Source organism: Pantoea sp. CCBC3-3-1 (assembly GCF_007981265.1).
Lineage (GTDB): Bacteria > Pseudomonadota > Gammaproteobacteria > Enterobacterales > Enterobacteriaceae > Erwinia.
In genome coordinates this window covers 4,358,787-4,378,761 of sequence record NZ_CP034363.1, presented here as the reverse complement: position 1 = coordinate 4,378,761, position 19,975 = coordinate 4,358,787, and the positions used below count along the sequence as shown (strand labels likewise).

The 19,975-nt window shown below is 53.8% G+C and carries 18 protein-coding genes and 1 pseudogene; 7 read left to right on the top strand and 12 right to left on the bottom strand.

Annotation, left to right across the window (positions count from 1 at the left end; all coding sequences use genetic code 11):
• Nucleotides 1-69 precede the first annotated feature (69 nt).
• On the bottom strand, nt 70-810 hold the full coding sequence (locus EHV07_RS20450; RefSeq protein WP_147199973.1) for a 3-oxoacyl-ACP reductase family protein: 741 nt from the start codon (nt 808-810) through the stop codon (nt 70-72).
• A 105-nt stretch (nt 811-915) separates the two neighbouring features.
• Between EHV07_RS20450 and EHV07_RS20445 the strand changes: the two genes are divergently transcribed.
• Entirely contained in the window at nt 916-1,524 is a 609-nt protein-coding gene (locus EHV07_RS20445) for a TetR/AcrR family transcriptional regulator (RefSeq protein WP_147199972.1), read from the top strand.
• Between the two features lie 121 nt (nt 1,525-1,645).
• Nucleotides 1,646-4,216, top strand: a complete 2,571-nt coding sequence (locus EHV07_RS20440; RefSeq protein WP_147199971.1) for a DEAD/DEAH box helicase — start codon at nt 1,646-1,648, stop codon at nt 4,214-4,216.
• Between the two features lie 28 nt (nt 4,217-4,244).
• Here EHV07_RS20440 and treC read toward each other — a convergent pair whose 3' ends face one another.
• The 7 genes from treC to argF form a co-directional block, all read right to left on the bottom strand.
• Nucleotides 4,245-5,915: an alpha,alpha-phosphotrehalase gene (gene treC, locus EHV07_RS20435; protein ID WP_147199970.1), complete on the bottom strand. Its 1,671-nt coding sequence runs from the start codon at nt 5,913-5,915 to the stop codon at nt 4,245-4,247.
• A gap of 230 nt (nt 5,916-6,145) precedes the next feature.
• The gene (cybB, locus tag EHV07_RS20430; protein ID WP_147199969.1) at nt 6,146-6,682 is read right to left on the bottom strand and encodes a cytochrome b561; all 537 of its coding nucleotides are present in this window, start codon (nt 6,680-6,682) and stop codon (nt 6,146-6,148) included.
• Between the two features lie 164 nt (nt 6,683-6,846).
• The gene (ridA, locus tag EHV07_RS20425) at nt 6,847-7,233 is read right to left on the bottom strand and encodes a 2-iminobutanoate/2-iminopropanoate deaminase (protein WP_147199968.1); all 387 of its coding nucleotides are present in this window, start codon (nt 7,231-7,233) and stop codon (nt 6,847-6,849) included.
• A gap of 78 nt (nt 7,234-7,311) precedes the next feature.
• On the bottom strand, nt 7,312-7,776 hold the full coding sequence (pyrI, locus tag EHV07_RS20420; RefSeq protein ID WP_147199967.1) for an aspartate carbamoyltransferase regulatory subunit: 465 nt from the start codon (nt 7,774-7,776) through the stop codon (nt 7,312-7,314).
• A gap of 11 nt (nt 7,777-7,787) precedes the next feature.
• Nucleotides 7,788-8,723, bottom strand: a complete 936-nt coding sequence (gene pyrB, locus EHV07_RS20415; protein WP_147199966.1) for an aspartate carbamoyltransferase — start codon at nt 8,721-8,723, stop codon at nt 7,788-7,790.
• A 2-nt stretch (nt 8,724-8,725) separates the two neighbouring features.
• A complete protein-coding gene (locus EHV07_RS24610; protein ID WP_168199572.1) occupies nt 8,726-8,890 on the bottom strand; it encodes a hypothetical protein in 165 nt (54 codons plus the stop codon).
• An 81-nt stretch (nt 8,891-8,971) separates the two neighbouring features.
• Complete coding sequence (gene argF, locus EHV07_RS20410; RefSeq protein WP_147199965.1) at nt 8,972-9,982, bottom strand: ornithine carbamoyltransferase; 1,011 nt, start codon at nt 9,980-9,982, stop codon at nt 8,972-8,974.
• 159 nt (nt 9,983-10,141) lie between these two features.
• Here argF and rraB point away from each other — a divergent pair, with 159 nt between their 5' ends.
• From rraB to EHV07_RS20390, 4 genes are all read left to right on the top strand, one after another.
• Entirely contained in the window at nt 10,142-10,561 is a 420-nt protein-coding gene (gene rraB / locus EHV07_RS20405) for a ribonuclease E inhibitor RraB (protein WP_147199964.1), read from the top strand.
• A 137-nt stretch (nt 10,562-10,698) separates the two neighbouring features.
• Nucleotides 10,699-11,463 (top strand): tRNA isopentenyl-2-thiomethyl-A-37 hydroxylase MiaE, encoded by a 765-nt coding sequence (gene miaE / locus EHV07_RS20400; protein WP_147199963.1) that lies wholly within the window; start codon nt 10,699-10,701, stop codon nt 11,461-11,463.
• A gap of 394 nt (nt 11,464-11,857) precedes the next feature.
• Complete coding sequence (locus EHV07_RS20395) at nt 11,858-13,186, top strand: OprD family outer membrane porin (RefSeq protein WP_147199962.1); 1,329 nt, start codon at nt 11,858-11,860, stop codon at nt 13,184-13,186.
• 12 nt (nt 13,187-13,198) lie between these two features.
• Nucleotides 13,199-13,969 carry a histidine phosphatase family protein gene (locus tag EHV07_RS20390; RefSeq protein ID WP_147199961.1) on the top strand — a complete coding sequence of 257 codons (771 nt, stop codon included), beginning with the start codon at nt 13,199-13,201 and terminating at the stop codon, nt 13,967-13,969.
• A 47-nt stretch (nt 13,970-14,016) separates the two neighbouring features.
• Here EHV07_RS20390 and EHV07_RS20385 read toward each other — a convergent pair whose 3' ends face one another.
• The gene (locus EHV07_RS20385) at nt 14,017-14,520 is read right to left on the bottom strand and encodes a GNAT family N-acetyltransferase (protein WP_147199960.1); all 504 of its coding nucleotides are present in this window, start codon (nt 14,518-14,520) and stop codon (nt 14,017-14,019) included.
• A gap of 203 nt (nt 14,521-14,723) precedes the next feature.
• Between EHV07_RS20385 and EHV07_RS20380 the strand changes: the two are divergent.
• Nucleotides 14,724-14,870: pseudogene (locus tag EHV07_RS20380) on the top strand (antibiotic biosynthesis monooxygenase); the annotation flags it as partial.
• 141 nt (nt 14,871-15,011) lie between these two features.
• On the opposite strand, the gene EHV07_RS20375 reads toward EHV07_RS20380, so the two are convergent.
• Genes EHV07_RS20375 through pepA form a run of 3 tightly spaced genes read right to left on the bottom strand, consistent with a single transcriptional unit; the run spans nt 15,012 to nt 19,846 of the window.
• Nucleotides 15,012-17,867, bottom strand: a complete 2,856-nt coding sequence (locus EHV07_RS20375) for a valine--tRNA ligase (protein WP_147199959.1) — start codon at nt 17,865-17,867, stop codon at nt 15,012-15,014.
• Between the two features lie 5 nt (nt 17,868-17,872).
• Nucleotides 17,873-18,331: a DNA polymerase III subunit chi gene (locus tag EHV07_RS20370; RefSeq protein ID WP_147199958.1), complete on the bottom strand. Its 459-nt coding sequence runs from the start codon at nt 18,329-18,331 to the stop codon at nt 17,873-17,875.
• A 3-nt stretch (nt 18,332-18,334) separates the two neighbouring features.
• On the bottom strand, nt 18,335-19,846 hold the full coding sequence (gene pepA / locus EHV07_RS20365) for a leucyl aminopeptidase (RefSeq protein WP_147199957.1): 1,512 nt from the start codon (nt 19,844-19,846) through the stop codon (nt 18,335-18,337).
• Nucleotides 19,847-19,975: the final 129 nt, after the last annotated feature.

Below are 19,975 nucleotides of genomic sequence, written 5' to 3'. Positions count from 1 at the left end.
GTTTTGACCTGAAACAAAGAATGAAAAATGTCGAAGCAAAGTTAAGCACTTAAAAACGGCAGAATTTTGTCAGGCGTTCGCGCCGCCATCGACGGTAATTCCCGTGCCGGTGATCTGTTTTGCCGCCGGACTGGCGAGAAAGCTCACCGCGGCAGCAACGTCTTCTGCCGTACCATAGCGACCCAGCGCGATAAACTGCCGCTGGGCTTCGGCGCCTTCACCTTCTGCCGGATTCATATCACTGTCGGTAGGGCCGGGGTGAACAAGGTTGACGGTAATTTCTCTTGAGCCCAGATCGCGAGCCAGGCCCTGGGTAAAAGAGAGCAGAGCGGACTTCGTCATCGAGTAGACCGTAATACCTGGCATCGGAACGCGATTTGCCAGGCAGCTGCCGATATTGATGATCCGACTGCCTTTAGCAAGGTGCGGAAGCGCAGCCTGGGTCGTAAGAACCACGCCGCGCACGTTAACGTTAAGCAGGTCATCGATATCGTTCAGCGACATCTCTTCCAGCGGGCCGCCACGCGCAATACCGGCATTGTTGACCAAAATATCCAGTCCTCCCAGCGCGGCGAGGGTTTCCTCAACCGAGCGGCGGGCATCTTCAGGTATGGCGCTACTGGCCTGAATAGCAACGGCGTGACGGCCTGACGCTTTGATTTCTGCAACAAGCGCTTCGGCTTTGTCCGCCGATTTTTCATAAGTGATAGCGATATCCGCGCCCTGTTCGGCAAGAGAAAGGGCGATTGCTTTGCCTAATCCACGGCTGGCACCTGTAACCAGCGCACGTTTTCCTGACAGAATATTCATGATAACCTCAATTATGTGTTGATCGATACAGAATCATCCTGCGGGCGATTGCATCACGCTGTCAACCGGATTATTATAACGATCGGCACAAAATGAGAAATGACGATGGCAGGCAGAGGAAGACCCAGAAGTTTTGATCGTGAGACCGCGTTGAAAGCCGCAATGTGTGTGTTCTGGCAAAAAGGCTATACCGCAACATCCATGACCGATCTTTATCAGGCGATGGGCATCAATTCGCCAAGCCTATACGCGGCATTTGGCAGTAAAGACGATCTGTATGAGGAAGTGCTCGCCTGTTACACCAGCCATATTGGCCCGCAGATCTGGCAGCCGCTGGCCGCAGCGGAAACCGCGCGTGCAGGCGTTGCGGCCTGGCTGGCGCGTTCAGCAGAAGTTCTGACGCAGGCAGGCTATCCGGCAGGCTGCATGATTACCCTTTCGACGGTCGCCAGCGAAGGCAACGAACGTTTAGGCGAAATCGTTACCCGTACTCGTCTGGAAGGCCAAAAACTGATTGCCAGACTGTTGGATCAGGGTGTCGCGAAGGGCGAACTTCCCGCGGACACCAACACCAGGGCGCTGGCGCAGCTTTACGTTACCCTGCAACAGGGCATGTCAGTGCAGGCGCGTGACGGAGCGAGCCGCGAAGCACTTCAACACGTTGCCCGTCTGGCGATGAACCTGTGGCCAGCAAGCGCGCAACAATCCGCCTGAACACGTTTTTTGCCGCCTGATTGACGTCACAGAGTTGCAAAGACCTGCCGTGAATCCATATTATTGCCTGTTATGCGCAGCGATTACGTGTCTGCTCAGGTGATTCCGGGATACAAGTCTGATGCCTTCTGTGACGTACAATGAAAAACAGGTCAGCCGCTGGACGGGCGCACGCACCGTGGCCAGAGCAAAAGGTCTGGTGGAAAAAGCGCAAAATATTCAGTGGCAAAACAATCTGTTAACCGGTGAGGTACCGGGCAGTAAAATCGAACCTTTCCAGGTGATGGTGCATTTCAGCCGTCCGCAGGGCAAGCTGCATGCCAGCGGAGAATGCACTTGTCCGGTCAAAAATAACTGTCGCCACGTCGCGGCGGTGATGCTCGCATACTTGCAACAGCAACCGGCAAAACCGACTCAGGCAGTTAAAAGCCTCGCCGTCGATCCTGTGCCTCAGCTGCGTCTGGAATCCCGGGCAAAATTTATCAGTGGCTTTGGCCGCTATGGCCACCGGCAAAAGCGTCTCGATTTTGCTGCCGTCTATTTCGATTATGCGGGTGTACTGGTTGCGGCAGGCAGTAACGGCGAGCAGTTTGCCGATCGCCACGGCATACTGTTTCATATCGAACGTCAGCACGATCTTGAGCAGGTCTGGCTGCGGGAAATTAACGCCGCGGGGCTGAATACCATCCCTTCCACCCATATTTACACGCCGCATTCCGCGCCGCTGCCGCCGTCGATTTTCGCGCCGGCGGTGCCAACGCAGTGGCGTAAATTTATTCGGGTCATGCTGCCCAAATTACGCAAGCGTGGCTGGGATATCAGCATGGACGATGACTTTACCTGGAACGTGACGGATATAGAATCCATTGATGGCCGCGCTGTGCAGGGGCATGACGGCTGGTTTGCGCTCGACATCGAAGCCAATACTGGCGGTCGACAGCTAAAGATGCAGCCGCTGCTTAGCGGACTGCTGCAAAAAGATCGCCGCTGGTTGTCTGGCGATCTGTCACCGATCCCGGATGATGAAGTGATTGAGCTGCGCAGCGACCGCAATGAACGCCTGCATATTCTTGCTGGTCGTCTGAAGCCGCTCATCGGTAGCCTGATTGATTTATGGAGCCAGGGCAGCGAAACGCCGCTCCGTATTGCGCCTTTTGAGGCGGGCAGACTGACGGCGCTGAGCGATACGGGCCGCTGGGAGTTTCACGGCGAAACGGGCGTGGTGCAGCTGGCGGAGCGGCTTCGTTCTGCTAATGGCATTCAGCCTGTTGCGCCGCCAACAGGATTAAAGTCGCAGCTACGGGATTATCAGCAGCAGGGAGTGAACTGGATGCAGTTTCTGCGGGCGCAGGATCTGTCAGGCGTGCTGGCTGACGATATGGGGCTGGGAAAAACCATCCAGACGCTGGCGCACCTTTTACTGGAAAAAGAGGCGGGGCGGCTGGATCGTCCCGCTTTGATCGTGGTGCCGACCACGCTGGTCTATAACTGGACGCAGGAAGCCAGTCGCTTTGCACCGGATCTTAACGTGCTGGCGCTAACCGGCCCACAGCGTAAAGATTTTTATGAGCAGATTGAACGCTATGACGTCGTACTGACAACCTATTCACTGCTGTGGCGCGATCAGCCTCAACTGCTGGCTTATAGCTATCATCTGCTGATTTTGGATGAGGCACAGTACGTTAAAAACAGCGCTTCGCGGGCTGCAAATGTGATCCGTTCTCTCAAGTCGCGTCATCGTTTGTGTCTGACCGGCACGCCGTTAGAAAATCACCTTGGCGAGCTGTGGTCCCAGTTTGACTTCCTGTTGCCGGGTTTTTTAGGCAGCGAAAAGCAGTTTACTCAGGAGTGGCGTATCCCGATAGAACGCAACGGCGATCGGGTTCGGCGCGATCTGCTGGCACGGCGCGTGCGGCCTTTTATGCTGCGTCGCCGCAAGCAGGAAGTGGCCAAAGAGCTGCCGCCAAAAAATACCATCGTGCGTTCGGTTGAAATGGAAGGCACACAGCGGGATCTGTATGAATCGGTGCGCAGCGCGATGCAGGATCGCGTCCGGCTGGCCGTTGAACAGCAGGGTGCCGGACGCAGCCATTTGCTGGTGCTGGATGCGCTGCTTAAGCTGCGACAGATCTGTTGCGATCCGAGGCTGGTGAATACTGACAAAGCGGCAAAGGTAAAACATTCGGCCAAGCTAACGCTACTGCGCGAAATGCTCAGCGATCTGCTGGCGGAGGATCGACGCATCCTGATCTTTTCTCAGTTCACCAGTATGCTGTCGCTGATCGCCGAAGAGTTACAAAAAGCGCGTATTCCGTATGTGATCCTCACGGGCAGCACGCGCGATCGTACCGAGCCGGTCAGACGCTTTCAGAATGGCGAAGTGCCGGTATTTTTGATCAGCCTGAAGGCGGGCGGTGTCGGCCTGAATCTCACCGCTGCCGACACGGTGATCCACTACGATCCCTGGTGGAACCCGGCCGCAGAAAATCAGGCAACGGATCGTGCTTATCGTCTGGGGCAGGACAAACCGGTTTTCGTCTACAAGCTGATTGCCGCTGGCAGCATTGAAGAGAAAATCGTCGCGTTGCAGCAGCAGAAAGCAGAGCTGGCTGGCGGCATTCTTGAAGACGAGCTGAGCGAACCAGGCAGCTTTAGCAGCGACGACCTGGCCGCGCTGTTTGAGCCGCTCTAAAAAAGCCCGCACGAGGCGGGCGTATTTATTATTCCATACCCCAGCGCTTCTGATACCACCATACGGCCTCCCAGGGCCGCAGCATCACTTCGCCAGGCGTGACATGCGTATCGGGATAGTTGCTGATTAACACTTCCCAGCGGCCGCTGTAGGCAGGCGGGTGCCAGACCTGCGTATCGCCGCTGAAGTTGGTGGCGACCACTAAGGTTTCTTTGCCATAGCGGCGGCAGTAGCACCACAGATAAGCGTGATCCGGCAGCAGATCGAGATAATCGCCCCAGGTAAGGATCGGATAGCGTTTTCTCAGCTTGATCAATTGCTGGTAGGTATAAAACACGGAATTTTCATCCGCCAGCGCCGCCTCGGCATTGATCGTTTCCAGATTGTCACTCATGCCAATCCACGGCGTGCCGGTAGTAAAACCGCCGTTCTCGCCAGCGTTCCACGGAATGGGCGTGCGGCCATTATCGCGCGATTTACTGGCAAGAATTTCCAGCAGATTATCGCTGTCGCGCCCCTGCGAACGCAGTTCAGCGTACATGTTATGGCTTTCGATATCGCGGTAATCGATGATACGGGTAAAATGTGGGTTGGTCATGCCCAGCTCTTCACCCTGAAAAATATAGGGCGTACCCTGCATCCCGTGCAGCACCATCGCCAGCATTTTTGCCGACTGCACGCGATATTGTCCTTCATCACCCCAACGCGAAACCACGCGCGGCTGATCGTGGTTACACCAGAACAGCGCGTTCCATGCTTTATCGTGCATGCCATGCTGCCAGTGGGTAAAAATCGCTTTTTGCGCCACCAGATCCAGCGGCGTTAACGTCCATTTTTGGCCGTTCACAAAATCCACTTCGACATGATCAAAGCTGAAAACCATCGATAACTCTTCGCCGTCCAGCGAGCCATACTGCTGACAGTGTTCAAGGGTGGCCGAAGACATCTCACCGACGGTCATTAACTCGCGCGGACGAAACACATCGCGGCTCATCTCACGCATATATTCATGGATGCGCGGCCCGTCGGTATACAGGCGCAGCCCGTCACCGTTCGGATCGTCCGGGAAATCCTGATGTTTGGAAACCAAATTCACCACATCCAGTCTGAGCCCATCGATACCGCGATCTGCCCAGAAGTTGACGATCTGCTTCAGTTCCGCGCGAAGATTATCGTTTTCCCAGTTCAGCTCTGCCTGCTCCGGCGCCCATAAATGCATATAATACTGGCTACTTTCCGGATGCCACCGCCAGGCATGGCCGCCAAATTTCGATAACCAGTTGTTTGGCGGTTCGGTCGGCGTACCGTCTCGCCAGATATAATAAGATCGGTAAGGGCTCTCCTTATTCAGCGCTTCGTGAAACCAGTGATGCTGGGTTGAGCTGTGGTTAAAAACCATATCCAGGATAAGCCGCATCCCACGCCGGTGGGTTTCTTCTACCAGATTGTCAAAATCGTTCAGCGTGCCATAGCTCGGATCGATAGCAATATAGTTCGCCACGTCATAGCCGTTATCCACCTGCGGGGAGAGGTAAAACGGCGTCAGCCAGATAGCATCCACGCCCAGCGTTTTTAAATAGTCGAGACGCTGGATAACGCCAGCGAGATCGCCTGTTCCGCTGCCGGTCGTGTCCTGAAAACTCTTGGGATAAATTTGATAAATAACGCCGTTCTGCCACCACGGTGGAATTTTAGTCATTGCTCAATCCTGATATCAGGTGAAAGGGGTCAGGCTGAAGGCTCGCTGCCTTTTTGTTCTCCCCTAAGGTTAGCCATTAACTGGCAAGGTGAAACGGTGAGAATAGGGGGAAAAGCGAAAATAATTGTTAGCGCCCGACAGGAAAAGGGCAACTTGATAGCAGAATCGTAGCGGGAAGAGGATTTACTCGTCCGGCGAGCATCTACGCGTGCTCGCCGGAGGCCCGGCCGCTAGCGGATCCGGCGTGAAGGCATCATCCGCAGCAGCGTATTATCTTTGAGAAAATAGTGATGGAACAGCGCAGCAGCAGCGTGAAGGCCAACCAGCCAGTAGCCAAGAGGCGCAAGCGTTTCGTGCCACTGGATTAACGACCGTGCCAGCTCCAGATTGGGCTGCGACGCCACCGGCATATTCATGCCAAACAGCCACCAGTCCCGGCCTCGCAGGTAGCGCGAGGTGATGCCCAAAACCGGCAGGATAAGAAACAAAGCATAAAGGCTGGTATGCACGGCATGAGACAAGCCTGTTTGCCAGCGTTGCAGCGGCGGAACAATGTCGGGACTGCGCCGACGCGTGCGCATCATAAGCCGCATCAGCATAAGGAGCAGAATGCAAAATCCGGCACTGAAATGGGTGATGATCATGGCGAATCCCTGCCACGATCCACGCTGTGTAAAGCCGCGAAGCTCCATGGTGGCGTAAGCAACGATCAGTAAAACAGCGGTAAGCCAGTGTAGGGCGATCTGCGGAGCCGTGTATTTAGCCATAGCCTTTCCATGCGTAAAGGTAACAAGATGTAAACATACCATGTTTGCTGGAAAAAGCGGGAAAGGTAAATGCTGTAGCGCAGCAAAAGCTTGCTTGCTGGTGGGGAAAGGTGGCGTGGCGGCAGGGCAGGATATTCCTCTCCCGCAGGGAGAGGAAGGGGGGCTTAGCGACGAACGGCGATGGCCTCGATTTCGATTTTCACATCTTTCGGCAGGCGTGCCACTTCCACACAGGAGCGTGCCGGGAAGCTGGCATTGTGCTCGGTGAAGAAGGCTTCATAAGCGGCATTCACGGTAGCGAAGTCGTTAAGATCTTTAACGAACACGGTAGTTTTAACGATATCGCCCACTTTCAGCCCGGCGGCTTCAACGATCGCGCGGACGTTTTCCAGCGACTGGCGAGCCTGTGCGCTAACGTCATCAGCCACGTCGCCGGTTTTAGGATCGACCGGGATCTGACCCGAGGTGATAATCATGCTGCCAAGATCGACGCCCTGCACATAAGGGCCAATGGCGGCGGGGGCGCTTTCAGTACTGATTTCGCGAGACATAATTTCTCCGTATTAACCTGATTAGCGAAGGCGGCTGCGGTGCCGCCAAACGGCTTATTATAAGCCGCGGTATACTGATTACCAGTTTGCCAGCACCACGTGATGGGCAAACTCTTTTTCACAGTATTTGCATTTTAACTGTACGTCTTCATTACGTTTTCTGACCGCGAAGCTGGAATTAACCGGCTCGCTACGGCTGATGCAGTTACTGTTTGGACAGGTCAGCACGCGGTCGATATTTTCCGGCAGCGTCGGGGAAATTTTGCCCACCACATCGTAATTATCAATGCGGTTTACCGTGGCGTGTGGCGCGTACACGGCCAGCTGATTGATCTGATCGTCGGTCAGAAACGTATTTTCAATCTTGATCAGATCCTTGCGGCCCATTTCGCCGGAAGGCAGATTCAGGCCGATGGTAATGCGCTGATCGGTTTCCGTCAGCCGGAACAGCGACAGCAGCTTAAAACCAATCTGTGCCGGAATATGGTCGATTACCGTGCCGCGTTTAATCGCTTCGACCTGCAATTTATTATCCTGAGTCATGATCGTTCCCCTTACAGAGCCAGTTCGCTGTTTAATACCAGCGCCAGAAGCGCCTGGCGAGCATAAATACCGTTACCCGCCTGTTGGAAATACCAGGCGTAAGGTGTTTTATCCACGTCGGTGGTGATCTCATCAATACGCGGCAGCGGATGCAGCACTTTCATATTGTCGCGAGCGCCAGCCAGATCGGCAGCACGCAGGACAAACTGCGCTTTGACATTGGCGTATTCAGAGGGGTCGAGACGCTCTTTCTGCACCCGCGTCATATAGAGAATATCGACCTGCGGCACCACTTCTTCGATGCTGTCGTGGCGGCTCCAGGCGATGCCTTTCTCGTCAAGCACGTCGGTAATATAGGCTGGCATCGCCAGCGCATCGGGCGCGATAAACAAAAAGCGGTTGCCGTTAAATTTCGCCAGTGCCTGGGTGAGCGAATGCACGGTGCGGCCATATTTCAAATCGCCGACCATGGCGATATTCAGGTTATCGAGACGGCCCTGTGTTTCCTGAATGGTGAACAGATCCAGCAAGGTTTGTGTTGGATGCTGGTTGGCACCATCGCCGGCATTCAGAATGGGTACGCCGTTGGAAAACTCGGTGGCCAGGCGGGCGGCACCCTCTTGCGGATGACGCATAACAATCGCGTCCACGTAGGTACCAATCACTGAGATGGTATCAGCAAGGGTTTCACCCTTTTTCCCCAGTGAAGTATTACTGCCGTCGGCAAAGCCCACGACGGAAGCGCCAAGGCGATGCATGGCCGTCTCAAACGACAGGCGGGTACGCGTGGAAGCCTCAAAGAAGCAGCTGGCGATAACGTTATGCTTCAGCAATTCCGGCTGCGGCGTCGCTTTCAGGCTGGCTGCGGTACGCAGCACCAGTTCCAGCTCATCGCGGCTGAGATCGTTAATTGAGATAATGTGTTTGTGATATAGCGGGTTAGCCATGTTCACTCTCCTCTTGAGCTGAGCCGGTAAGCGGAAAAATGGGCAAAAAAAAGCCCCTCAATGAGGGGCTTTCTTTGCAGATCGGTGAAGCCAGCTAAGGAAAAACGGCGCTGCCCGCCTGCGGTCAGGCGTGACGTCATGGTCATGTCAGCAGTGCTCAGTTTCATGCATCCTCCAGGCAAACGGGGGGCATTATACGCGTTCGTCACTCGCCGGCAAGCAAAAGTAATCGTTTGCCTTCAACCAAATTATGGCAGCTTAGCCAGCGTCGCCACCATTACCGCTTTGATAGTATGCAGGCGATTTTCTGCCTGATCGAACACCACGCTGTGCGCGGACTCAAACACGTCATCGGTCACTTCCATGCCGCCGTGCAGATCGTACTGCTCCGCCATCTGCTGGCCCAGCGTGGTCTGATCGTCATGGAAAGCGGGCAGGCAGTGCAGGAATTTAACCTGCGGATTGCCCGTCAGCTCAAGCATCGCGCTGTTGACCTGATAAGGGCGTAACAGGGCGATACGTTCCTGCCAGACTTCTTTTGGCTCACCCATCGAGACCCACACATCGGTATAGATAAAATCGGCCCCGTGAACACCTTCGGCAATATCTTCCGTCAGCGTAATTTTGCCGCCGGTTTTCTCCGCTGCCTGACGACATTCCGCCACCAGCGCCTCGTCTGGCCAGCAGCCTTTTGGTGCCACCAGACGCAGATCCAGACCAACCAGTGCAGCCGCTTCCATCATCGTATTGCCCATATTGTTATGCGCATCGCCAACGTAGGCGAACGTCATCTCGCTAAAGGCTTTTTCCGGCAGATGTTCCTGCATGGTCAATAAATCGGCCAGCAGCTGCGTGGGATGAAACTCGTTAGTCAGGCCATTCCACACCGGTACGCCAGCATGTTCAGCCAGTGCTTCGACCAGCTCCTGACCGTGGCCGCGATACTGAATAGCGTGGTACATCCGGCCCAATACGCGAGCCGTATCCTTCATCGATTCTTTATGGCCAATCTGGCTGCCGCTTGGGCCGAGGTAAGTGACATTAGCGCCCTGATCGTAAGCGGCAACTTCGAAAGAGCATCGTGTACGGGTCGAGTCTTTTTCGAAGATGAGCGCAATATTTTTGGCTTTCAGGTGCTGAACTTCTTCGCCATTTTTCTTATCGGTCTTGAGATTGGCGGCCAGCGCCAGCAGTGCGGTGATTTCAGCCGGGGTAAAATCCAGCAGCCTGAGAAAATGGCGTTGAAATAAGTGACTCATAAAGCACTCCGGAGGGTTTTATGTGAATTAAAATTCAATTTAACCGTATGAATATTCATTTTCAACCCCGGCGTGCAGAAACTTTTGTATAAAGGTAGTGGCGCGGAGGACACTGTGGGAAAATACTTACCAGAGATGCCACACACAGAGGAACGGATCATGGCAAATGAAGCATTGCTGGAAGAGCAGCGTGAAGAAACACGACTGATTATTGAAGAGCTGTTAGACGACGGCAGCGACCCGGATGCGCTCTATACCATCGAACACCACCTCTCCTGCGACAGCTTCGACGCGCTGGAAAAGGCGGCGGTAGAAGCGTTTAAACTGGGTTACGAAGTCACCGAGCCGGAAGAGCTGGATCTCGAAGACGGCACAAAAGTGATGTGCTGCGACATTCTGAGTGAGGCAGCGCTGAATGCTGAATTAATCGATGTTCAGGTAGAGCAGCTGGTCGATCTGGCCGCCAAATTCAACGTTGATTACGATGGCTGGGGCACCTATTTTGAAGATCCTGACGCTGAGGATGAAGACGAAGAGGGTGACTTTACCGATGAAGAAGATGACGGTACCCGTCACTAATGCATCCGGGCGGAATTTATTCCGCCCAAGCGTTCCGCGACTGTTTTCTTAACGGAGAGTGAAGTCAGCTCTCAGGCGCGCCTGCCGCGCTGTAAACCCGCCTGTCTGACTCTATTTTCTACGGATTGTTTACCCGCATGAATATCGACACGCTGCTTGCCCCCGTTCATTCTTTTCTGCACTGCCGTACGCCACAGGCCTGGATTGATGAAGCCCGCAAGCCCGAAAACCTGCCGCTGCTGCTAACGGATCATCTGGTCTGCGAACTGAAAGCCGCTCAAACCGCCATGTGGCTGATCCGCAAATATGTGGCGGATAAAGAAAGTGGCGATGCGCTGCTGGCCTGGTTAAAGCCGTGGGAGCAGTTCGTCCATAGTGAAAACGCCGATCTGGCGTTCCTTGAGCAACACAAAGGCTTGTCGAAAGCCATCATCAGCCGTGCCGACGTCGCTTATGGCGACGCGCTGGTAGATAAAATGGTGTTGCTGATCAAAGAAGAGCTTCATCACTTCTATCAGGTGCTGGAAATTATGCAGGCGCGTAACATTCCCTACGTGAAAATTACCGCCAGCCGTTACGCCAAAGGCCTGTTGCGGGAAGTCACCACCCATGAGCCGCAAACGCTGGTGGATAAGCTGATTTGTGGGGCTTATATCGAAGCGCGTTCGTGCGAGCGTTTTGCCAGCCTTGCACCTTATCTCGATGACGAACTGGCGGCATTTTACATTTCGCTTTTACGCTCCGAAGCCCGACACTATCAGGATTATCTGGCGCTGGCGGCTCAAATTTCAGCGAGCGATATTACGCACCGCGTACGTAAAATTGGTGAAACGGAAGCGAAGTTGATTACTGAACCCGACGGCGAGCTGCGCTTTCACAGCGGCGTACCGCTTTGGTCTTGATTTTATGTCAGGAGCCGCACGGGTTTTCGGCTCCCTAAATAAACATTTTATTACCCAGATAAAATTAACAATAAACGTAACTTTATTCAGTTATTTATTTTCTAATTATCCCCTTCCGTTTTATTTCTTAAGTAAGTAAAAGGTTCGTTAATTAACGGGTGCGTTTTTTATATGCTGACTTTAATTTGCGTGACAGCTCACAAAATAAAATTTTCAGGCTGGTGGTCTTATTTCTGCTGTGTATATTTATCGGGCAGTAAAAATGCATGGGATTTAACGCAAGCTGCATCGGATAAGCAGAACGCGAACCCAACTAAAATTTTTTGCGCTTTATTTTTGGACGTTATTTAAAATCAACTCGCCTTCACCAGGGCTTTTGACAAAGGAATGTCATATGAAAAACAGTCATGTTTTTATCGTGTCATTGTTAAGCGTGTTGTATTCGACAATGGCGCAGGCAGAAAAGTCTGACACCATAAACAAGATCGTCGGTAACGCCTTTTTTAATGATGCGCATCTGGATCTCACGCTGCGCAATCACTGGAAATACCTGAAAGAAAACGAAGCTCAACCGAAAGCAGTCCATAACGCCTGGGGACAAGCCGCCACGCTCTCATTTCGTTCGGGATATTTTAACGATGTCATTGGCTTTGACGCCGCGTACAGCAGAGCCGTGAAGCTTAGTGCCAGCGACTATTTTGCCACGCGCGGACTGCTTTATAACCACGGTAGCGGATACGAAAAACAGAACGCAGGCGGCTTCGGCCGTTTCGGCCAGCGTTACGTTAAGATGAAGTTTGGTGATGAGGCGCTGGGCCTACACGCGAAAAGCGGCTGGCATGAGCTGAAAAACGTTGGGGTGATTACCGATGTTTATCGTCTGGCTAAAAACAGCTACTTCGGCTACAGCGGTTCGCTGCACTGGCTGAATTTTAGCGCAGATGCGGCTTACGTAACGCGTTCTGTTATGCAGGACTCGCCCGACCGCGTGCATTTTCTTACCGCCGATAACAAAGAGATTGAGTCTGTTTTTACCACCGGGCTGAATTACCGCGATCGGGGCGAATCCTTTTCCTGGGCATATGGTGAGTCAAAAGATTATCTGCGCCGACATCTGGTTGAAGTCGTCTGGCCTGTCACCGGGCAATGGACGCTGGCTTCACAAATTTATGCCAGCTATGCGCTGGATAATTATAAAGCCATGCCTGCGGGAAAAAGAGAGTTTGATAACAACGCGTGGCATTATGCCGGTGAAATTCGCTGGCAGGAAAATAAATGGAAGCAACGTTTTGGTTTCGCCTGGACCCGTGCAAAAAAACAAAATGCCGTCGGCTATTACGACCGGTTTATGGGTAAAAACACCCGGGGCCGTTTTAACGCCTTAACATCCGCAGGGAAAGATTATATGCGGGATGGTGAGTTGGCGTTAACAACGCTAACGCAATATGAATTGTATCAAGGCCTGTCGGCGGGGATACAAATTAACTATGGTCAATTTACCTGGAAAAATAATACCGTCCGCACCGGTGAAGTGACGCTGTTAAATCTTTGGAAACCGACTGATGAGCAGCTGAAGGGGCTTACGCTGGCGACGCAGTTCGGCTACGGATGGTCATATAAAAACAACAAATCTACGCCACTGCTGAATGCACAAGGCGATTATATGCGTTCACCGAATCTTTCAGCAGAAGTCGGCATCGAATATAAATTTGGGCTGTTTTAAAACGGGGGATATATGAGAAATCGTTCAACCATTTTTGCCGCGTTCTTTCTGCTGCTGTTTAGCGCAGGCGAGTGCTTCGCTGCCGATGTTTATCTCTACGTGGCGCGACATGGCAAAACGTTGTTTAACACGGTGCATCGCGCACAGGGCTGGTCCGATACGCCGCTGACATCGGAAGGTGTTGATGTGGCGCGTAAGCTGGGAGAGGGGCTTAAATCAGTAAAATTTGCTACTGCATGGAGCAGTGATTCAGGCAGAGCCAGAGAGACGGCATATTGGGTAATGAAGCCCAATTATAAGCCGGTGCCGCTGAAGGAACAGCGTGATTTAAGAGAGGTGTTCTTCGGTCATTTTGAGGGGGATACAAATGAAAATATGCAAACGGCCGCGGCCATACAGGCGGGATATTCGTCATCAGCCGAGCTGCTAGCTTCTTTTGCCAGCGGGAAGATGAATATCGTGCAGGTCATTGATATGATTAAGGCCGCCGATAAATCGGGCCAGGCAGAAAGCTATCAGCAGGTTGCTCAGCGGATGAAAAAAGCGGTGACGGCGATTGCTCGCGAGGCGCAACAGAAGGGCGGTGGCAACGTTTTGATTGTCAGCCATGGAATGGCAATTATGTCGCTGCTGCATGAGCTGGGCGACAGATCTGTGGTTTCTCAGCTCGAAAACGCCAGCGTGACGAAAATCCGTTATACCGATGCCGGAGAATTTGTTATCGAATCGATTGGCGACATGCGTTTCGTTGAACGCGGAGCAAAACAGGCATCCGGTAATTAACTGCGCTGGCGAAAAAGCCTGCCCCCAGGCCTTTTTCACGCAAAGCCTTACAGGTTTTTCAGCATCGTTACTTCACAATCTACATGGCCGGTGCAGCCCATCGGCCCATCGATATGCTTAAAGCCTAAGTGCTCGTACAGACGGATGGCGCGGGTTAGTGAAGCGGTGGTTTCCAGATAGCAGCGCTTAAAACCGCGTTCGCGGGCGTAATCCATTGCCAGCATCGCCAGCTCTCGCGCCATGCCCATGCCACGAATAGCAGGCATAAAATACATTTTTTGCAGCTCGCAGATATCCGCCTCGCTGCACTGCAAAGGCGCTACGCCGCCGCCGCCGACAATCTTGCCATCCAGCTCAACCACCCAGTAGGCGCTGTTAGCTTCGCTGTACAGCTCAAACAGGCGATCGAGATTAGGATCGGCCACCGTAAAACCTTTATCAGCGGTCAGGCCAAACTCTGCCGAAACATCACGGATCACTTTGGCAATATGGGGATTATCATCAGACTGCACAGGACGAACCCGCAGATTGGTTAAAAGAGTATTAGTCATAATGCTGTGCCGTATTTTTACTGTTTTGCAGTGTAATAGCATTCGTAGCGCACGGATGCAATCCTCAGCTTTTGCTCCGTGTTTCCTGCGGCGGCCTGACGAAGCAAAATAATTACCCGGACGGGCATATTTCGTCTGCCGTCGAAGCATCAACTTTTCAGCATCCTATAGTGGCATCAACAAGTGCCGATGGAGGAAATTTGATGATTGCCGTACTTTTTGAGGCTGATATCCAGCCAGATCAACAACCGCGTTATTTACAGTTGGCAGCACAACTCAAGCCGCTGCTGGCTGAAATTGAAGGCTTCATTGCTATTAAGCGCTTTCAGAGTTTGGCTACGCCAGGAAAATTTTTTCGCTCTCCTGACAGAAGGCCGCTCGGCGTTTAAACGCCTGTTTCATATTGACGTGAGCCGCTGAAAAGAAGCAATGTACAGGCATAAAAAAACCCGGCAGAACCGCCGGGTTTTTAGCGTGTAAAGCCTGGAAGCTTACAGCGCGCTGATCACCGCCTGTTGCTCAATCAGCTTCACTTTTGCCTGCTCGAACTCGGCCATGCGCTCACGCTCTTTCGCCACAACGGCCTCTGGTGCGCGAGAAACAAAGCCTTCGTTAGAAAGCTTGCCTTCGATCTTGCCGATTTCGATTTCCAGCTTGTTCACTTCCTTCGCCAGACGCTCCAGCTCGGCCGCTTTGTCCACCAGACCCGCCATTGGGATCAGCAGCTCAGCACCGTCGATGATTTTTGTCACCGAAACCGGGCCTTTTTCATCAGCGGTCAGACAGGTCAGGCTGTCCAGACGCGCCAGCGTTTTCAGGAAGTTGTGGTTATCGTTAACGCGACGCACCACGTCAGCGCTTGCGCCACGCAGCATCACGTCCAGCGGTTTGGAAGGCGACAGGTTCATTTCAGCACGAATATTACGCACTGCCACAATCGCCTGCTTCAGCCATTCGGTATCGTTCAGCGCAGCTTCATCCACTTTCGCCGTATCGAACGCCGGCATCGGTTGCAGCATGATGGTGTCATCGCTGATGTTCTTCAGCACTTTCACCTGCTGCCAGATGGTTTCGGTGATAAACGGAATGATCGGATGCGCCAGGCGCAGCAGCGCTTCCAGCACAACCACCAGCGTATTACGGGTGCCGCGCAGCTGGGCCTCTGAACCGCCGTTCATCACGGGCTTAGCCAGTTCCAGATACCAGTCGCAGAACTGGTTCCAGGTGAACTCATACAGTATATTGGCGGCTATATCGAAGCGATAGCTGTCCAGCGCGCCACGGTATGCTTTGACCGTCTGGTTGAATTCAGCGAGGATCCAGCGATCCGCCAGCGACAGTTCCAGCTCGCCGCCGTTAAAGCCGCAATCCTGATCCTGCGTGTTCATCAGCACGAAACGGCTGGCGTTCCACAGCTTGTTACAGAAGTTGCGATAGCCTTCCAGGCGCTTCATATCCCAGTTGATATCACGACCGGTAGAAGCCAGCGCTGCCAGCGTAAAGCGCAGGGCATCGGTGCCGTGCGGCTCAATGCCGTTCGGGAACTGCTTCTCGGTACGCTTACGGATTTTCTCCGCCAGCTGCGGCTGCATCATATTGCCGGTGCGTTTTTCCAGCAGATCTTCCAGCGAAATGCCGTCAACCATATCCAGCGGATCGATGACGTTGCCTTTCGACTTGGACATCTTCTGGCCTTCCTCGTCGCGGATCAGACCGGTCATATAGACGGTTTTGAACGGCACCTGCGGCTTGCCGTCTTCATCTTTGATGAAGTGCATGGTCAGCATGATCATGCGGGCAATCCAGAAGAAGATGATGTCGAAGCCACTGACCAGCACGCTGGTCGGATGGAAGGTGCTCAGATCCGGCGTTTTTTCTGGCCAGCCGAGCGTGGAGAAGGTCCACAGGCCGGAAGAGAACCAGGTATCCAGCACGTCTTCGTCCTGGTTCAGCACAACTTCTGCACCCAGGCTGTTTTCCGCACGCACTTCTTCTTCGGTACGGCCAACGTAGACGTTGCCATCAGCATCGTACCAGGCCGGAATGCGATGACCCCACCACAGCTGACGAGAGATGCACCAGTCCTGGATATCACGCATCCAGGAGAAGTACATGTTTTCGTACTGCTTCGGCACGAACTGAATATCGCCTTGCTCAACGGCTTCAACCGCAACTTTCGCCAGCGGCGCGGTGCGCACGTACCACTGGTCGGTCAGCATTGGCTCAATCACTACGCCGCCGCGATCGCCGTAAGGCACGGTCAGATCGTGTGGTTTGATTTCATCCAGCAGACCCAGCGCGTCGATGGCGGCTACGATAGCTTTACGCGCAGCGAAACGTTCCAGATTCTGGAACTCTGCCGGGATAGCCGAATCGTACACGTCAGACTCTTCACCGTTAGTGTCATAAACCTGCGCCGCGTCGCGGATATCGCCATCGAAGGTCAGGATGTTAATCATCGGCAGGCGATGACGACGACCTACTTCATAGTCGTTGAAGTCGTGCGCAGGCGTGATTTTCACGCAGCCGGTGCCTTTTTCCATATCGGCATGTTCATCGCCAACGATGGGAATACGACGATCGACGAACGGCAACACCACAAATTTGCCAATCAGGTCTTTATAGCGTGGATCTTCCGGGTTAACGGCCACGCCGGTATCGCCCAGCACCGTCTCAGGACGGGTAGTCGCGACCACCAGGTAATCTTTACCTTCAGCGGTTTTTGCGCCGTCGGCCAGCGGATAGCGGATATGCCACATGGAGCCTTTCGACTCGCGGTTTTCCACTTCCAGATCGGAGATAGCGGTACGCAGTTTTGGATCCCAGTTCACCAGGCGCTTGCCACGGTAGATCAGGTTCTCTTTATACAGGCGCACAAACACTTCTTTCACGGCATTGGACAGGCCATCGTCCATGGTAAAGCGTTCGCGCTCCCAGTCCACGGAGTTGCCCAGACGACGCATCTGACGGGTAATGGTGCCGCCTGATTCCGCCTTCCACTGCCAGATTTTTTCGATAAAGGCGTCGCGACCGTAGTCTTTGCGCGTTTTGCCTTCTTCCGCCGCGATTTTACGCTCGACCACCATCTGGGTGGCGATACCGGCATGGTCGGTGCCCGCCTGCCACAGGGTATTTTTTCCCTGCATACGCTGGTAGCGGATCATGGTGTCCATGATGGTTTGCTGGAATGCGTGACCCATATGCAAGCTGCCGGTGACGTTCGGCGGCGGGATCATGATGCAGAAGCTTTCCTGGCTGGTGTCGCCACTTGGCTTGAAGTAGCCCTGCTCTTCCCAGTGCTCGTAAAGCGGCTGTTCGATATCTTGCGGGTTATATGTCTTTTCCATTTCTGCTATGTCGTTGAGGGCGTGGGCGGCGTTGCCGTAGTCAATTGGAATCCAACGCTGCGATACGCTTTATAGCGGTCGCGCGCCAGCTGTTTCAGAGAATCTTCGTAAGGAACGAAGTCTATCACTTCATGGAAAGCGGTGGCAAAATCTGCAAACTGTGGCAGCAGGCTGATCAGCAAATCGCGCGGCGCATTGCCGCGACGTTGCGGCCAGGCAAGCTCCACTGGCGCGCCATATTTCGGCCCTTCGCCCGCAAGATTATGCGGCACAAAAGCATTGGCCGGGCGCTGCCATAACGCTTCATCCAGGCGAATAGCCTGCGCTTCGTCTTCGCAGGCTATCAGCACTCGCGCACCGCCTTTCCAGCGCGCTTCCGCTAAGTCGCAGACCAGCGCCTCAAGGGCGCTGATCCCATCAACCGGCGTATCGCTTTCCAGCAGGTAGAAGGTGGCGTTTTTCATGGTTTAGTCGTCGCCGTTTAAACCGGCGCGGTTCAGCAGGAACTGCGACAGCAGGGCAACAGGACGCCCGGTTGCGCCTTTGGCTTTACCGGAGCGCCATGCGGTACCGGCGATATCCAGATGTGCCCAGTTATATTTACGGGCGAAACGCGCCAGGAAGCAGGCGGCGGTAATCGCACCGCCAGGACGGCCGCCAATGTTCGCCATATCGGCAAAATTGGAGTCCAGCTGTTCCTGATACTCATCGGCCATCGGCAGACGCCATGCGCGATCGCCAGCCTGTTCGGAAGCGCCAATCAGCTCGTGAGCCAGCGGGTTATGGTTCGACAGCAGGCCGCTGATATGGTGGCCCAGCGCAATCACGCAGGCACCGGTCAGCGTAGCAACGTCGATGACCACGTCCGGATCGAAACGCTCAACGTAGGTCAGCGCGTCGCACAGCACCAGACGACCTTCCGCATCGGTATTCAATACTTCCACCGTCTGGCCGGACATGGTGGTCAGTACGTCGCCCGGACGATAAGCGCGGCCGCCAGGCATGTTTTCACAGCCGGCCAGCACGCCTACCACGTTCAGCGGCAGGTTAAGTTCAGCGACCATGCGCATCACGCCATAAACGGACGCGGCGCCGCACATGTCATATTTCATCTCGTCCATGGCTTCGCCTGGCTTGATGGAAATACCGCCGGAATCAAAAGTGACCCCTTTGCCGACCAGCACGATAGGGCGCACGTCCGCATCCGGGTTGCCTTTGTATTCAATCACCGACATCAGCGATTCGTTCTGCGATCCCTGGCCGACCGCGAGATAGGCATTCATGCCCAGCTCTTTCATTTGCTGCTCGCCAATCACGCGCGTGGTGACGTTTTTGCTGTAGGCATCCGCCAGCTGACGGGCCTGAGAAGCCAGATAGGCGGCGTTACAGATGTTGGGCGGCATATTGCCAAGATCTTTGGCTGCCTTCACGCCGGCAGCAACGGCCAGACCGTGCTGGATTGCGCGCTCGCCGCTGGTTAATTCACGACGCGTTGGCACATTAAAGACCATTTTACGTAATGGGCGACGCGGCTCGACTTTGTTGCTTTTCAGCTGGTCAAAGCAGTACAGCGTCTCTTTGGAGGTTTCAACCGCCTGGCGGACTTTCCAGTAGGTGTTACGGCCTTTAACATGCAGCTCGGTCAGGAAGCAAACCGCTTCCATTGAGCCGGTGTCATTCAGCGTATTGATGGTTTTTTGAATAACCTGCTTATACTGACGCTCATCCAGCTCGCGCTCTTTGCCACAGCCGATCAGCAAGATACGCTCGGAGAGAATATTTGGCACATGATGCAGCAGCAACGTTTGCCCGACTTTCCCTTCCAGTTCACCGCGGCGCAACAGGGCGCTAATGTAGCCATCGCTGATTTTATCCAGCTGTTCAGCAATCGGTGACAGTCTGCGCGGCTCGAATACGCCGACCACAATACAGGCACTGCGCTGCTTTTCCGGGCTACCGCTTTTTACACTGAACTCCATGCACTCTCCTGAATCTTAAAGACAACGGCGCCAGCTGCGGCTAGAATGTAGCGCTTATCAACCGCATAATGCTGCGGGCGTTAGATTTGGTTTTGATGATTTTTTGAATTCGTTCGAATTTTTTTACAT